This window comes from Thiohalomonas denitrificans (genome assembly GCF_016841685.1).
Lineage (GTDB): Bacteria > Pseudomonadota > Gammaproteobacteria > Thiohalomonadales > Thiohalomonadaceae > Thiohalomonas > Thiohalomonas denitrificans_A.
Genome location: NZ_JAENYR010000088.1, coordinates 1 through 14192 on the forward strand (window position 1 = coordinate 1; position 14192 = coordinate 14192).

Sequence of the window (14192 nt, forward strand, 5' to 3'; positions counted from 1 at the left end):
GCTCCGGGTCGATGCGATAGACCTCAGCCCCCTCGGCCGCAGCCTGCCGGTAGGCCGGTTCGGGAAATCCGGCAGGCGGCCCCACCGGGGGCGGTTTCTCAACCGGCGGGGAGACAGGGGCACAGCCCACCAGCAGCAGGGCCGCGACCGACCACGCGCTCAGCCCTTTAAATACCCGTATACCACTCATAGCCACGATCCTCCCAGTAACCGCCGTTACCACCACGTATGTCATCCAGCCTTTCGACCAGTTGTATACGGTCAATGTACTTGGCCATCTTGTAGCCCAACTGGCGCTCTGCCCGAAGCCGCAGGGGTGCCCCGTAGGGAACCGGCAACGGCTCATCGTTCCAGTCGTAGGCGAGCAGGGTCTGGGGATGGCGAGCCTCTTCGAAATCGATACTCTCGTAGTATTTGGCGCCGCTCCGGTCCATGGTGTCGAAGCAGTAGAACACCACGTAACGGGCTTCCGGGCGCGGCCTTGCAAGGTCCAGCAAGGCCGCCAGTCGGGCGCCCCGCCACTTGGCGATTGCGCTCCAGCCCTCGACACAGTCGTGGCGGGTGATCTGGGTCCGGGCGGGCATCGCCCGCAGCTCGTCCAGCGACAACCTCATCGGATGCTCCACCAGGCCGCCGATTTCGAGGCGCCAGGGGAAAAAGCCTGCCGCAACCAGCTGTTGGTAATCCGCATCAATGGGGAAGCGGGTGCCGTTGCTGGGGAAACGTGGGGACAGGTCGGCCTCGGCGAATTCACGCGCCATGGAGGTCCGGCTGGCCAGCAGGTGGTGCAGACGCTCGTTCAGCGTCTCGGCGCGGGCCAGCAGGCGCGGGAACCACTCGGTTCGGGAAAGGCCGTCACAGCCACTTAAAAGAGGCAGCAGCGACAATCCTCCCATGTGCCGAAGGAAGCGGCGCCGTCCGCCGGTAGACCTTGCCTTCTTCATCCCTTGTCTCCCTCGATTCGCAGCCGCCCGATGATCATGGCGCGCAGTTGGTTCAAGGGGCCGACAACCACGACCATGGCAACATGAACAAGCACGAACAGCACCAGCGCAAAGGCGACAAGGAAATGCAGACTACGCGCCGACTGGCGCCCCCCGAACAGGTCGAGTAGCCATGGGAATACCGTATTGAGCCAAGGGGACATGGTCAGTCCGGTCAAGACGATGAGCGGCCCGGCCAGGAAAATTACGCCGAGATAGCTCAGCTTCTGCAGCGGGTTGTAACCGCTCGCGGCCTCGGCCCGCAGGCGGCGGGGACTGAGGTGCTGGAGGAGCGAGGTCCCGAATCCCTTCAGTTCAGTGCGGCGCAGCAGCAGATCCCGACGAAGGTGCCCTGCGGTGATGATATAGACGATGTAGAGCAGGCCATTGATGACGAATAGCCAGGCAAAAAAGAAATGCCATCGCCGTCCCATAGCGAGCCAACGGGTGCTTGGAAGCGTCGCCCACCCGGGAAAGGCCCTCTGCTCCAGTGTGCCTTCGGGGCCCTCCGATGCGCCGAGTACGCCCGTGGTATCGAACTCGCCGCCGAACAGTCGGGTATGGCCACGCAGCTCCCCGGAGGGGGTCTGGTATGCGCTGAACTCGAGCCAGGCTGCCTGGGGGTCGGAGCGACTGCCCCAGTAAAGCGAAGGGTGTGCGTTAAGGATCTGCAATCCGCTGCCGAGCATAAACGTCAGGAATAGCACATTCAGCCAGTGGGTGACCCGCACCGTCACCGTATGGCGGTAGATTTCGCCTCGAGACTCGGGATCGGGATCGATTTTCGCGGATTCCATCGGCACTCCGGAACTTTGGAGGTTCGGCTTTGCCGAAGGTATAGCCTAAAAACAAATCACAACCGAACAATACTACGCACAAAGACTCACTGTCCTGACTATCCTGTGGCGATTTACTCGTGTGAACCCGTCGTAAGAAGCCCGATGCGCGCACCGGTAAGGTCCGGAATAACCCCTTGGAAGCTCCCGTTCACGTGATTCGCCGTCTTGCAAGAACTTACCTCCGTTGGCTTTTTCTGATTCTCCTGCCGGTCGCCGGGGTGCTGGGGCTTCCGCTTTTGCACCACGTACAGATGCCGAGCGCCTTCGGGCAGGCCGTCACCGCCGGTGAGTGTGCTGAATTGCGCCCGGATTGGCAGACCGGCGGCGCTGTGCCTGTATCAGCGTTTCTGAACGACCTGCCGCCACTGCGGGCCGTCACCTTCAATCTTCACTCGGGCCTCGGCCCGGAATGGCGGCTGTGGGTTGACCGCGCCACAGCAGAGCAGAACCTTCGCCATATCGCACGCCGCATCGCGAGCGCGGCTCCCGCGAATGCACCGGTCGATGTGGTGAGCCTCAACGAGGTGGATTTCGACTCCCGTCGTAGCGGCTGGCTGGATCAGGCGGCCTTTCTGGCCGGAGAGTTGGAAAAACTGACCGGCTATGCTTACCAGGTAAGGAGAGGTGAGACGTGGAGTCGGGATATCCCCGGGCTGGAGGTACGCTTCGGCAACGCACTGCTGTCGCGCCACCCTGTCCTTGAAACACAGGACTGCCTGCTCGGTTCGGAGTGCCCGGGTGTGCCATCGGCCTCGCCGCGCAGGGCCGGGTGGCTAATGGATACACTGGAGGAGCCTCGTGGCGTGCTCAAGGCACGGATTGCAATAGCAGGCCGAGAGCTCGACCTGCTCGTGACGCACCTCGAGGCCTTTCGGCCAGAGCGGCGCGAGAGCCAGGCCGCTGAGATACTGGCCCGCTTTGTCGACGGGGACGTACCGACCCTGTTGATGGGGGACATCAATGCCGTACCAAGCCGGATGACGGCAAAACGCCGGCATTTCGCAGCGGATCGGACCCACGACGTACTCTCCAGCGGTCCGCTGGTTGATGCCCGGTTCTGGGTGGCAGCCCGTGACACGGTCGAGCTGAAAACGTGGGCGACCTATCCCGCGCGGGCTCCGCAGTGGCCGCTGGATGCGGTATTCGCCACCCCGGATCTGTTGCCGTCGAACGTAACCGTGCTCGGCAGCGAAGCTTCGGATCACCACGGGCTGGCCGTCCACTACGATTGGGCGACGGCACCGACCAAGATTGGGTATAGCGCCTGGCGCGACAACCTGCGACGCGACCGATGGGCCCGGATCCTGGCCTGCGATCGTGCGGGCGAAGAGCCCGAACGACTGCGGCGCCTTGAGCGGCTCACCTTTATGTCCGGGGGCCGTGCATCGTGATTCAGCACCCGATCACCCGATGTCCCTGCCCTGGAAGGCTGCCTGACTCAGCGGGTTATCGGGTGACTCCCTAATCCACCTGCGATACCCGGTAGTGCAATTTTTTCCGGAATCGAGCCGACCGGGACAGGGAATGGAATGAAGCGTCTGCTTCGCACAACATCGATAATTGCCGCCGTACTGGCCATTTTGTGGGTCGCCGCACATCTGCTGCTGGAGGTGCAGCTTCCGACGGCTCCGGAAGGGCGTGGCGCCTTCCCGGAACCCATGGATCCGGAGATGACCCTCTCCGAGGCGTTTATCGCGCTACCCGCCGCCAATGGTAGCGATCAGAGCAGTGTTGCCTTGCTGGATGACAACGCGGCGGCATGGATCGCCCGCTGGCGGCTCCTCAACGTGGCCCGGCAACGTATCGACGTCAGCTACTTCATTCTCAAGCAGGACATATTCGGTGCCGCCCTGCTGGGGCATCTGATAAAAAAAGCGCGTGAAGGGGTACGTATCCGTGTGCTGCTGGACGCCATGGGGACTGAAATGTCCCGGGACAGACGCGGCAACGGCTATCTTGGGATTCTGGTGCGGACACCGGGGGTGCAGGTGCGGATGTACCGGCCGCTGAAATACCGTTATCTGGACGCTTTCCTGACCCTCAACCCGGCGGCCGTCATCGCCAGCGATCACGACAAGATCCTGGTGGTGGATGGCTATCGCGGCCTGACCGGCGGCCGCAATATCTCCGGAGAATACTTTAGCCCGCCGACCGACGATCCAACAGCCTTTCACGACACGGATATTCTCCTCGCCGGAAGACAGATTGCAGCTGCCCTGACTACGGCCTTCGAGGCACAGTTCACGAGTGGAGAGGCAAAACCGATTCAACGGGGGGTACTGCCTATCGATGGCTCGGAAGACGACCTGCTCGGGGCTTACCGAATGATGGATGCCTGGCTGAAAGGGCTCGAATTGCCGAACACGACCCTATCGGATCTCGAGGATAAGCGGATCTCCTGGGCTCACCAACTGCAAGCCCTGCCCGGCCTGCGCGGTACACTCGATTCACCCCCCCTGGAACGCGAGCGCACACGTGTGCGGCTGCTGGACAGCCGCACACGGCTGATCGATGCCAATGATGCCATCACCCGGAGTCTGATTCGGTTGATACGTAGCGCCCGAAAAGAGATCTTCATCCAGAGTCCCTATCTGGTGCTGCTCAGAGACGCCGCCGATCTGCTGGAGGAGGCGGCCGAACGGGGCGTGCGCATCACCATCCTGACCAACGGCCCCGCTGCCAGGGACCGTGCCATCGGCCAAGCCATTTTCTTCGACCAGTGGCCACGACTGCTCGAGCGTATCCCCTCGTTGCAGCTATACGTGGGCGGAAATAGCCATAACCTTCACAGCAAAATCGCCGTCGTGGATCGCCGTGTATCGCTTGTGGGCACCTACAATTTCGATCCTCTGAGCATGCTGATCAACAGCGAACTGGTGGTGGTCGCTGATTCCGAAGCACTGGCAGAGCGTGTACTCGAAAAGCCGGAACGGTTTATGGCCGCCGGCTCACCGCGAACCTACCGTTACCGGATCGCACCGACCGCTGATTCGCCCGATGATCCCCCGATGATTGCGTTCGGGCCTTCCGACCACTGGCAATCGGAGCAATGGCCCATCGTCACCTTCTACCAATACTGGTTAGTCAAACCGCTTCGGGCGCTGGATACGCCGCTCCTGTAATCCTCCAGCCCACCAAACGCTTCCGTATCATCGGTTTCGTGCTCCCGGTATCCTGGCTTGGGGAACTCCCCAGATCCCGATGTTGCGGTGACGAGCTACGCGCTCCTGGGCATGATATTCGAAAGGTGCTTCGGGGCGGGCCATCGCCCATCCATTCTTCAGCAGGAAAGACGCCAGATCTTCGCCCTCGGAAAAGGGGGCACCATCGGTTCTGCACTGCGCCTCTATGCTTCCATCCGGTCTCATGTCCATAGTGCGACAGCGGATAAAACCCTCTACTTTGAGGGATAGCGCCAGTACCGGACGCGGACCACAGCGCACCGGGCGCATGAACGTGAAACAGGTTTCATCCTCCAGGGGAATGTGAATGCCCCACAAGTGAACCGTTCGGTTCCCCACGCCTATGCTGCCGTCGTCCCGCACAAACCCCAGTCCACCAAAGCTCTGGGCATAAGCTCCGGAACCAAACAGTAACAATAGCAGTACGACCCACCTGAAAAGCATGCGATGAAATGCGTTTGCAACCATGGCGATAAACCTGTCCGGAAAACTACGATGGTAACTGCTCGCCCGGGTGATCACGCACGGCCCGGGAGATCCGTCATCCCCGCGTAGGCGGGGATCCAGGTTTTTCCGTCCAGGGCGCTGCATTCCGGGCAACGTCATCCCCGCGTAGGCGGGGATCCATTTTGAACCATGCTTCTGTCCTCTGGATCCCCGCCTACGCGGGGATGACCGAAGGAGTGAGTAGTTACCTACGATGAATGCACCCCGGTATCACCAAAAAGCGTAGCCCCTTGCGAATGCGCTGTTTCGCGCTAGCGTTTCCATTAGAGATCTTGGCCGGTCGGATGTCCCGATCGTCATCTGAGCTTCAAGGAGGTGCACATGGAACAGAAGCAGCGCTGGCAGGACTGGGTAAGTCTGATACTCGGTATCTGGCTCTTTCTCTCGCCGTTTTTCGGCATTGGTATCGTCGAGACGGCAGCATGGAATTCGTGGATTTTCGGCGCCGTGGTCGCCGTGATGTCCGCCTGGGCCCTCGCCCGCCCGCAGATTTGGGAGGAATGGGTCAATCTGGTGGTAGGCATCTGGATCCTCATCGCCCCGTTCATACTGGCATTCACTGCGGAGAACGCCGCGATGTGGAATCACATCATTGTAGGATTTATCGTGGCGGCTGATGCTGTCTGGGTGATGTCCCGGCGACCGCTGCGGCGCCAGGTGTAAAGCGCCCGGAGGCGAAGCCGCTTCGGTTTCGCCACCTTTTGATCGGTTTTGTCCGCAGCCTCTTCGGCGGGGCTCCGGGTTTTATTACCCCTGTACTCTCTCTATTCGTCTATTCTTTGTGATAGCACGTGTGAACCTTTCAGGAGTGCGACATTGGAATTTCTCGCCGATCCAATATTTCTATCGCGCTTTCAGATGGCGTTTACCCTGGCGTTCCACATTCTTTTTCCCACCCTGACGATCGGTCTCTCACTCTTTCTGGTTGTACTGCACGGCCTGTGGCTACGCACCCACGACCACGCCTACATGCTGCTGTTCCGGTTCTGGATGAAGATCTTCGGCCTCGCGTTCGGCGTCGGGGTGGTCTCGGGCATCGTCCTCTCGTTTGAATTCGGTACCAACTTCAATGGATTCTCCCGCGTCACCGGCAACGTGCTGGCGCCCCTGCTCTCTTATGAAGTGCTAATGGCATTTTTTCTCGAAGCGAGTTTTCTCCCCATCCTGCTGTTCGGTTGGGGCAAGGTCGGCCCCCGGGTGCATTTTTTTTCCACCGTGATGGTCGCGGTTGGCACTGTGCTGTCGGCTTTCTGGATCCTGTCGGCCAATTCGTGGATGCACACGCCGGTCGGCTTCACGTTGCGTGACGAGATTTTCTTTGCAAATGATTGGTGGACGGTCGTCTTCAATCCGTCGTTTCCCTATCGTCTCGCACACATGTTGAATGCCTCGCTGTTGACCGTGGCATTCGTGGTGGCAGGTGTCGCCGCGTGGTACCTGCTCCGTGGCCGGCACATCGACCTGTCGCGGCGCACGCTCTCGATGGCCATGTGGACCGCCTTGATTGTGGCACCCGGACAGGTGCTGTTGGGGGACTTGCACGGCTTGAATACGCTGGAACATCAACCCGTCAAGATCGCTGCCATGGAAGGGCTATGGGAGACCCGTGGTCATGCCCCTTTTGTGGTCTTCGGGATCCCGGACTCCGAGCGTGAGGAGAACCGGTATGCCCTGGAAATACCGGGCGCAAGCAGCTTTATCCTGAAGCACGACCCGGGCGCCGTAGTGCAAGGACTCAGTAGCGTAAACCCCGATGAACGGCCCCCTGTGGGTGCTGTCTTCTGGTCCTTTCGAGTGATGCTCTATGCCGGCTTTTTGCTGCTGGCCCTTGCGCTGATCGGCACGTTCCTGCGGGTTCGTCGTCGCCTCTACGACAGCCGCTGGTTTCTTCAACTGCTGGTCGCTGCGAGTCCCCTCGGCTTCGTGGCGGTGATCGCCGGCTGGTTCGTCACCGAAATTGGCCGTCAGCCCTGGGTGGTCCAGGGCCTGTTACGAACCATCGACTCGGCCACTCCGATACCGCTCTCTTCGGTAGCGGGTTCGGTGGTGATGTTCCTGGTGGTCTACCACCTGCTGTTGGGCGCCTTTCTGTTTTTCCTCTACCGCCTGGTGCAGCGCGGACCCGATGAGCGGGTTCCCTCCGAAGGTATCCCCGGGGCCCCCCGTACTGCCTGGTTTCCGTCAGCGCCGAAGGAGGGATAACGCATGGATTGGGTCATTGTCGCCGCGGGTATCCTGCTACTTGCCATCGGCATGTATGTCATCCTCGACGGCTTTGATCTGGGAGTCGGCATCCTTTTTCCCTTTGTCCCGGACGATGCGGATCGCGACGTGATGATCGCCACGATCTCGCCGGTGTGGGATGGCAACGAGACCTGGTTGGTATTGGGCGGCGTCACCCTGTTTTCCGCCTTTCCGTTGGCCTATTCGGTGGTGCTGCCAGCACTCTACGCCGGAGTCATGGTGCTGTTGGCGGCGCTGGTGTTTCGCGGCGTGGCGTTCGAGTTTCGTCCCAGGGCCGAGAAACGCCATCTCTGGAACTACGCCTTCTTTTTCGCCTCTGCCGTTGCAGCCTTCGCCCAGGGACTTGTCCTGGGCGGCTTCGTCGAAGGCTTCGACGTGGAAGAGGGGCGCTATATTGGCGGGACTTTTGGCTGGCTGACACCGTTCAGTCTGATGACGGGCCTGGCCCTGGTGAACGGTTATGCCCTTCTGGGGGCAACCTGGCTGATCCTAAAAACCGAAGGGCCGTTGCAGGAGTGGTGTTTTCGGGCCGGCCGGGTTTTACTGGTCGGCATGACTTTCTTCATCGTACTGGTCAGTATCTGGACACCCCTGGTGCAACCGGAGATCGCCGCCCGCTGGTTCACGCTGCCGAATCTGCTCTATCTCTCGCCGATCCCCCTGGTGACCGCCTGGTGCGTCTGGCGAGCATGGCACCTGCTCTCGGTTCGCCGGGAGCGGGGGCCATTCCCCTTCGCCATTGCACTGTTCCTGCTCGCCTATGCAGGTCTTGGCGTCAGTCTCTGGCCGTACGTGGTCCCCCGTCACTACACCATCTGGGATGCCGCCTCGCCACCGGAAAGCCTGGCCTTCATTCTGGTCGGCGTGCTCCTGCTGTTGCCGCTGGTGCTGGGCTATACGGTTCACGTCTATCGCGTATTTCGCGGCAAGGTAACCCAACATACGGGTTACCATTGAGAGCACTTCCGATTCGTCCCGGAGCCCGAGCCGTAGCTGCGGTTTAGTCGTCGTCGTGCTCGCGGTCTTCATCATGGTCCCGGTTGCGGGGGCGGCCGAAAGTGTGCTGGCTCTCAATCACAAACTGTGGAACAAGCCCCGGCGTATGGGCTCCATCTTTGCCAACCAGTACCGCACCCGTCAGCGCAAGTTTCGGATTGGAGCCATCCCGGGTGTAGGGCATGGTCACCAACCGGCCGTCGGCAGTTGCCACCATAAGTTCATTGGCTAACCCCGCCTCGAGATGGTAATAGGCACCGGTTGGCAGTTGTTCGGTGTCCAGCGACTCGCCGAGTTTGTCCATCTTCATCAACGGCACCACCCGACCCTCCGGATCCTCGTACAGGGATCGCTGCTCGCCGTCCGGCCCGAGGGCAAGCAGTCGTAGGACTCGAACGAAGACAGCGGGGACCGTCTGGTTTGCATTGCCAACGATGTCGGCCCGTATCCCATCGTCGCCAGCCCATGCGAATCCCTGCGCCCCCAACAGGGCAGTGGCGGTAACAAACATCAGTGGTAAGAATTTCATCGGTGCACTCCTCTGTGATTCGTAACCAGTTTATGGTTGGGCCATGAAATGAAGCTGAACAACCGAAACGGTGTAGGGGAACAGCTTCGAGGTTTCCGGTGGAGTGCCGGGGCAGCGACTTCAACGTCCGGTTATTTCGTCCGACTCTTATCGTCCACCACTACGTCGGGAATTTCACCTCGGTTCCGCCGCTCCTGGAGCTCCCTTTGCGCTGCTTCGCGAGTGCTCACCGGATCATATTCGGTCACGGTTATCCGCCGCTGCGGATGCGGCTCAGCGCTCTGCTCTTGTTGCTCCTCCTCTTCGAGGATGCGGGAAAGTGCTTGGGGTGCAAGCAGGCCGTGCCCTTCTGCGTGCCTCGCCATGGCGAAGCTGTCGGCCGCCAGTACCAGTGTGCTCCCGGCGCTCGCAATCTGCTCGGCCAGTTGCTCGATGGCCCCGATCCGTTTCGGGCCGAGGCTGACATCTCGTATATAAACGGCACTCACCCGCCCCGGATACTCCTGTACGATTCGGGCATACACCTCCGGGTCCTCCTGGCCGCTGTCTCCCACCAGAACGAAAGGCATATTCGTATAGAGCGTCAGCATGGTTCTGATCAGTTCGAGCTTATGACCTTCATCCCGGCGCGGAAACGGACGCAGGGGAGAGAGCCCCCATTCACGCAGGAACATGATCGGACCAACCGGAATGTTGTGCAGCTGAAAGAACTCCTCAAGCAGCTCATATAGCCCCCAAGGGCCGCGCGAGACATAAAGAATCGGGTTGTGCTCCCCGCCACCCGGCCCTTCGTGCAGGCCTCGATAGAGGGCGCTTACGCCCGGAAAAGCGGTACGGCTCCTCGGCCCCTGCACAAAGAGCCGCCACAGCATGCCTATCTTGTTGGCGACGCCGGTAAAGACCACCGTATCGTCGATGTCACTGATGATCACGTGACGCGCTGAATCGGGGGGAATATACACCTGACCTTCGGTTTCGCTCTCCGGCTCGAAGGGCTGTACCAGCTTGAGTGCGACACGGTGCCAGTGTTGATGGGTGGAAGGCGCCTGTCGGGGTCGCAGATGGATACGGAAGTAGCCATCCGCATCGGTACTCACCCACTGCTCGGTGCCACCGCAACCCACCCATACGATGGCGTCGGTCTGGCCGCGCCGCATCACCCGCCGAACGATATCCCCCGCATCACCCAGTACGCTTCCCTCGCGCCCGAGCCACGGGCCGGCCTGTCGGTATACCCGACCCATCAGGCAGATTTCCTGACGTGTGCCATAGCCGCGATAGGGTTGAATAACCAGCCCGCGCCGTCGAGCCTGTCCCCTCACTGGCATGGAGAGTACGTGCAGAGCCCGTCGTAACACCTTCAACAAACCCAAGGAACCCCCTGAGCGGGTGAACCGCTTCAGATACCGGATCGCCAGATGGCATACGCAATCCATAGCAGAAAGGTCGATGCAGGATCACCGGCAGGTGAGTATTTTCACCGATTTCCCTTTGCCTCTTTTTGAACAACGCTTCGGGGAGCAACGCCCAAGGGCAAGGAGGCAGAGATGGAAAAGACTCATGAAGGAAAAACGGCCGGTGAATCGCCCCGGGCAGCGGCCGAGGACGTTGCCGAGGTCGCACGTGAGCAATCCAGAGCGGTACTCGATCAGGCCCGCCGGAGCGGCTTCGGCATCGTGGATGAACAGCGGCGGGTTTTCGCCCGCTATGCGGAGCATTGGGCATCGGCCATGCATTCGGCCGCCTCGCACCTGGAAAAGGAGGGTGACACATCGTCCAGCCAGTATGCCCACTGGGCTGGTGATGGACTGGAGCGGTTTTCGCACAACCTGACGTCGGGTGATAGCCAGGAACTCATCGACCGGACAACAGACTTCGCACGGACACGTCCGGCGGTCTTCATGGGTGGTGCCGTTCTTGCCGGGATTGCGCTGTCGCAGATGCTCAAATTATCGCGTCCGTCTGCCGCCGAGCGGTCTGCGGAAGCGACCGCATCGCCGCCGGGCGAGGTCCAGACCGAAGCCGGCGAAATCTACCCACGGGCCGAAGCCGAGTACGGCGAGCTGGAAAGCCGTAAACCCGGAGCCCCGCACTAGTTTAAGGAGGAAGTGATCATGGCCAATTCGGAAAAATCGCTGGCGTCGTTGATCGCCGATCTCTCCCGTGAAACCTCCACGCTGGTGCGGGACGAGGTTCAGCTGGCAAAAGCGGAAATGAGTGAAAAGGTCGATCAAACCGCGAGTGGTGCCGTGTCCATTCTCACTGGTGCTTTCGTCGCCTTCAGCGGCCTGCTTGCGCTGCTCTATGCCGCTATTGTCGTGCTGGCGGAGCTCATTGCTCCCTGGACCACCCAACCCTGGGTGGCGCCTTTGATTGTCGGTGTGGTGGTCGCACTGGTCGGGCTGGGAATCCTGCAAAGCGGTCGGAAGAAAATTTCGGCCGAGGGACTGAAACCCAGCCGCACCATCGGCTCGTTCAAACGGGATCGTCAGGTACTCAAGGGGTAAGAACCATGAGCGAAAGGACAGCACACGAACGGCACCCGGGCGGTAACGGTCAGGCGGGCCGGCCGATGACGCCGGAGGAGATCGAACGCGACCTCGAGGATACCCGTCAGGAAATGACCGCGACTATCGAGGAGCTGACCGGGCGCTTTACGCCGGAATCCATCCTGCACTGGGCCAGCGAATATATGCAGTCGGGTCCGAAAGAGTTTGCCACGAACATGGCAGAGGATATCCGCGGCAATCCGCTGCCGGTCGCCCTGACGGGAATCGGCATTGCCTGGCTGATGGTGGGATCGAGAAACCGGCAGCGACCTCTCGATACCGGCGAATCGGTGTCCGTCAAGGCGGGCGAGACCCGGGAGGAGGCAAAAGCCCGGATCGAAGCGACCCGACAGCGGATGGCTGAAAGAGCCGGTCAGGTTCGGGAGAGCGCAGAGGCGTGGCGGGAGCAGGGGCGTCTGTGGGCGACCCGGGCCTCGCGGACCGGCAGCGACTTACGCCATCAGACCGGACGGATGTTCCAGGAGCAGCCGCTTTTGGTGGGCGCCATCGGTGTGACTCTCGGGGCCCTGTTTGGGGCGGCATTGCCGCGTGTAAATGCGCCGCCCAAAGCGCGGGAGACCGGGGAACGACTCAGCGAGAAAGCAAGCGAGACCGCTGGGGCCGGCACCGTCAGCGCCGCACAGCAGGCAGAAGAGAAGATTCGAAAGGCCGGTCAGGCTGCAACCTCCTCCATCAAGGAGGGCGAGCAGCGTGCCAAGGAGCAGTCCCGCGAGCACGAGGGGGAGAAGGGCCCAGGCAGACCACAGCCACACTGAATGTGCGCGGCTCGGCCGATAGCGCTTCGGCCGAGCCTTCCGTCTGCGTGCATCAGTGAACCGGGTTCGTCGCAGCAACGGCTGCTCCGGATAGCGGCGTTCAAAGTGCTCGACAGGCCCTCTGGGCGGGGCATCTTCTCCCTTGCCCGACCGGATTCACAACAGGCTGGATCCAGTATAAGCTGGGCGTCCCTATCTCCTTCGGAGCCCGGTGTTGCTGATGCACTTTGACGGGGCGTGGTCACAAGCGATGATGCCCCGGATGACCTCTTTACATGAGGCCCGTCTGGATCACGCCTTCCATCGAATCAAGGCCACCGGAGCATCGCGGATACTGGATCTGGGATGCGGCTCGGGTGCCCTGCTCTATCGTCTGGTTCGCGATGAACAGTTTGAGGATATTGTTGGGGTGGAAGCCTCCGGCCGCTCTTTGCTCCAGGCCAGGAACATGCTCTCCGGCTATCTTGAAGGCAGATCACCCCGTCTGCGTCTGATCCGCGGTTCTTATGCCGATCCACAGAGATCACTGACCGGTTTTGACGCCGCTGCAATGGTTGAAACCATAGAGCATGTGAAACCGGGGGCCCTCTCCAGTGTTGAACGGGCTGTGTTTGGCCAAATGCGACCGGGCGTGGTTTTGATGACGACGCCCAACCGCGAATATAACCCGCTCTTTGGCTTGGCGCCGGGCGAGCTTCGCGAGCAAGACCATAAATTCGAATGGGACCGTGCCAAGTTCCGCAGCTGGATTGCGGGTGTTGCGTGCCGTAACGGTTACCGGGTGACTACCGATGGTTTTGGCGATTACGATCCCGAGTTCGGCCATCCGACGCAGACGGCCTTTCTCGAACGTCTGGATTAAGGGCTATCCGCAGTCAAGAGCCCACCGAATCAGCGGGGTGTGGACTTTTTCGAGCGGCCAATGTCCCGAACGAAACCTGATATTCGACTGGCCCGCATCGATCCGCCACAACGGAAGAGCACCAGAAAATGCCCGATATTGAAGATTTCCGCTCTCGGCTTCTACAGGAGCGCGAGAAACTCCTCTCGCTGCAGGCGACCCGCGATGCCTCCACGGCAACCGTCCAGTTGGACCAATCCAGCGTCGGCCGGCTTTCCAGGATGGACGCGCTTCAGCAGCAAGCGATGGCCCAAAACACCAGCCAACGGGTCGAATCGACCTTACGTCGAATCGAGGGGGCGCTTCGACGCTGTGACGACGGGAGCTACGGCTACTGCATTGATTGCGACGAGCCGATTAACGAACGCCGCCTGGAATTCGACCCGACAGCAGCTCTTTGCATTAGCTGTGCCGAGGCCAGGGACAGCTGATCCGTAGCCCGATCACTGTTCGTCGGTCACCGAGGAACGTTTAGCCGTCATTGCGAGCCGTGCCCCCAGCTGCGCTGGGCCGAATCGATGACGAACTCTTAGCCGTCATTGCGAACCGCACCGCCTGCTTCGCAGACCCGAATCATGATGGGTATTTAGCCGTCATTGCGAGCCGTATCCCTTGCTGCGCAGACCCGAATTCAGTGACGAACCTTTAGCCGTCATTGCGAGCCGTACCCGCCGCACGCGGCCCCG

The 14192-nt window shown here is 60.8% G+C and carries 15 protein-coding genes and 1 pseudogene; 10 read left to right on the plus strand and 6 right to left on the minus strand.

Annotated elements, in window-relative coordinates; all coding sequences use genetic code 11:
• From Q7L05_RS14910 to Q7L05_RS14920, 3 genes and pseudogenes are all read right to left on the minus strand, one after another.
• Nucleotides 1-190, minus strand: a pseudogene (locus Q7L05_RS14910) (hypothetical protein); the annotation flags it as partial.
• Nucleotides 168-944 carry a molybdopterin-dependent oxidoreductase gene (locus tag Q7L05_RS14915; RefSeq protein ID WP_303908421.1) on the minus strand — a complete coding sequence of 259 codons (777 nt, stop codon included), beginning with the start codon at nt 942-944 and terminating at the stop codon, nt 168-170. The gene Q7L05_RS14915 and the pseudogene Q7L05_RS14910, both read right to left, overlap by 23 nt.
• Nucleotides 941-1780, minus strand: a complete 840-nt coding sequence (locus Q7L05_RS14920) for a cytochrome b/b6 domain-containing protein (RefSeq protein ID WP_303908424.1) — start codon at nt 1778-1780, stop codon at nt 941-943. Before Q7L05_RS14920 ends, Q7L05_RS14915 begins: the two co-directional genes overlap by 4 nt.
• A 176-nt stretch (nt 1781-1956) precedes the next feature.
• Here Q7L05_RS14920 and Q7L05_RS14925 point away from each other — a divergent pair, with 176 nt between their 5' ends.
• Complete coding sequence (locus Q7L05_RS14925; RefSeq protein ID WP_303908427.1) at nt 1957-3213, plus strand: endonuclease/exonuclease/phosphatase family protein; 1257 nt, start codon at nt 1957-1959, stop codon at nt 3211-3213.
• 138 nt (nt 3214-3351) lie between these two features.
• Nucleotides 3352-4944, plus strand: a complete 1593-nt coding sequence (locus Q7L05_RS14930; protein WP_303908430.1) for a phospholipase D-like domain-containing protein — start codon at nt 3352-3354, stop codon at nt 4942-4944.
• Nucleotides 4945-4971: 27 nt separating this feature from the next.
• Here Q7L05_RS14930 and Q7L05_RS14935 read toward each other — a convergent pair whose 3' ends face one another.
• Nucleotides 4972-5472: a thermonuclease family protein gene (locus tag Q7L05_RS14935; protein ID WP_303908433.1), complete on the minus strand. Its 501-nt coding sequence runs from the start codon at nt 5470-5472 to the stop codon at nt 4972-4974.
• Nucleotides 5473-5832: 360 nt separating this feature from the next.
• On the opposite strand from Q7L05_RS14935, the gene Q7L05_RS14940 reads away from it, so the two are divergent.
• The 3 genes from Q7L05_RS14940 to cydB all read left to right on the plus strand — a co-directional run bounded on the left by Q7L05_RS14940 (nt 5833) and on the right by cydB (nt 8712).
• Complete coding sequence (locus Q7L05_RS14940; RefSeq protein WP_303908436.1) at nt 5833-6174, plus strand: SPW repeat protein; 342 nt, start codon at nt 5833-5835, stop codon at nt 6172-6174.
• 153 nt (nt 6175-6327) lie between these two features.
• Nucleotides 6328-7713 carry a cytochrome ubiquinol oxidase subunit I gene (locus Q7L05_RS14945; protein ID WP_303908439.1) on the plus strand — a complete coding sequence of 462 codons (1386 nt, stop codon included), beginning with the start codon at nt 6328-6330 and terminating at the stop codon, nt 7711-7713.
• Nucleotides 7714-7716: 3 nt separating this feature from the next.
• Nucleotides 7717-8712, plus strand: a complete 996-nt coding sequence (cydB, locus tag Q7L05_RS14950; RefSeq protein WP_303908443.1) for a cytochrome d ubiquinol oxidase subunit II — start codon at nt 7717-7719, stop codon at nt 8710-8712.
• 43 nt (nt 8713-8755) lie between these two features.
• Here the strand turns inward: cydB and Q7L05_RS14955 are convergent, their stop codons facing one another.
• Both Q7L05_RS14955 and Q7L05_RS14960 read right to left on the minus strand, forming a co-directional pair.
• Nucleotides 8756-9280: a hypothetical protein gene (locus Q7L05_RS14955; protein ID WP_303908446.1), complete on the minus strand. Its 525-nt coding sequence runs from the start codon at nt 9278-9280 to the stop codon at nt 8756-8758.
• Nucleotides 9281-9411: 131 nt separating this feature from the next.
• Nucleotides 9412-10524, minus strand: a complete 1113-nt coding sequence (locus tag Q7L05_RS14960; RefSeq protein ID WP_303908449.1) for an App1 family protein — start codon at nt 10522-10524, stop codon at nt 9412-9414.
• 303 nt (nt 10525-10827) lie between these two features.
• On the opposite strand from Q7L05_RS14960, the gene Q7L05_RS14965 reads away from it, so the two are divergent.
• The 5 genes from Q7L05_RS14965 to Q7L05_RS14985 all read left to right on the plus strand — a co-directional run bounded on the left by Q7L05_RS14965 (nt 10828) and on the right by Q7L05_RS14985 (nt 13937).
• Nucleotides 10828-11376, plus strand: a complete 549-nt coding sequence (locus Q7L05_RS14965; protein WP_303908451.1) for a hypothetical protein — start codon at nt 10828-10830, stop codon at nt 11374-11376.
• 18 nt (nt 11377-11394) lie between these two features.
• A complete protein-coding gene (locus Q7L05_RS14970) occupies nt 11395-11787 on the plus strand; it encodes a phage holin family protein (RefSeq protein WP_303908453.1) in 393 nt (130 codons plus the stop codon).
• Between the two features lie 5 nt (nt 11788-11792).
• Nucleotides 11793-12605 (plus strand): DUF3618 domain-containing protein, encoded by an 813-nt coding sequence (locus Q7L05_RS14975; protein ID WP_303908456.1) that lies wholly within the window; start codon nt 11793-11795, stop codon nt 12603-12605.
• Between the two features lie 262 nt (nt 12606-12867).
• On the plus strand, nt 12868-13467 hold the full coding sequence (locus tag Q7L05_RS14980; RefSeq protein ID WP_303908459.1) for a methyltransferase: 600 nt from the start codon (nt 12868-12870) through the stop codon (nt 13465-13467).
• A gap of 128 nt (nt 13468-13595) precedes the next feature.
• Complete coding sequence (locus Q7L05_RS14985; protein ID WP_303908462.1) at nt 13596-13937, plus strand: TraR/DksA family transcriptional regulator; 342 nt, start codon at nt 13596-13598, stop codon at nt 13935-13937.
• Nucleotides 13938-14192 lie beyond the last annotated feature (255 nt).

Excerpts from the sequence above, each read along its gene's own strand:
- Q7L05_RS14970 (WP_303908453.1), top strand. The coding sequence starts at position 11,395 with ATGGCCAATTCGGAAAAATCGCTGGCGTCGTTGATCGCCGATCTCTCC.
- cydB (WP_303908443.1), top strand. The coding sequence starts at position 7,717 with ATGGATTGGGTCATTGTCGCCGCGGGTATCCTGCTACTTGCCATCGGC.
- Q7L05_RS14960 (WP_303908449.1), bottom strand. The coding sequence starts at position 10,524 with ATGGGTCGGGTATACCGACAGGCCGGCCCGTGGCTCGGGCGCGAGGGA.
- Q7L05_RS14940 (WP_303908436.1), top strand. The coding sequence starts at position 5,833 with ATGGAACAGAAGCAGCGCTGGCAGGACTGGGTAAGTCTGATACTCGGT.
- Q7L05_RS14915 (WP_303908421.1), bottom strand. The coding sequence starts at position 944 with ATGAAGAAGGCAAGGTCTACCGGCGGACGGCGCCGCTTCCTTCGGCAC.
- Q7L05_RS14930 (WP_303908430.1), top strand. The coding sequence starts at position 3,352 with ATGAAGCGTCTGCTTCGCACAACATCGATAATTGCCGCCGTACTGGCC.
- Q7L05_RS14920 (WP_303908424.1), bottom strand. The coding sequence starts at position 1,780 with ATGGAATCCGCGAAAATCGATCCCGATCCCGAGTCTCGAGGCGAAATC.
- Q7L05_RS14955 (WP_303908446.1), bottom strand. The coding sequence starts at position 9,280 with ATGAAATTCTTACCACTGATGTTTGTTACCGCCACTGCCCTGTTGGGG.
- Q7L05_RS14985 (WP_303908462.1), top strand. The coding sequence starts at position 13,596 with ATGCCCGATATTGAAGATTTCCGCTCTCGGCTTCTACAGGAGCGCGAG.
- Q7L05_RS14980 (WP_303908459.1), top strand. The coding sequence starts at position 12,868 with ATGACCTCTTTACATGAGGCCCGTCTGGATCACGCCTTCCATCGAATC.
- Q7L05_RS14965 (WP_303908451.1), top strand. The coding sequence starts at position 10,828 with ATGGAAAAGACTCATGAAGGAAAAACGGCCGGTGAATCGCCCCGGGCA.
- Q7L05_RS14935 (WP_303908433.1), bottom strand. The coding sequence starts at position 5,472 with ATGGTTGCAAACGCATTTCATCGCATGCTTTTCAGGTGGGTCGTACTG.
- Q7L05_RS14975 (WP_303908456.1), top strand. The coding sequence starts at position 11,793 with ATGAGCGAAAGGACAGCACACGAACGGCACCCGGGCGGTAACGGTCAG.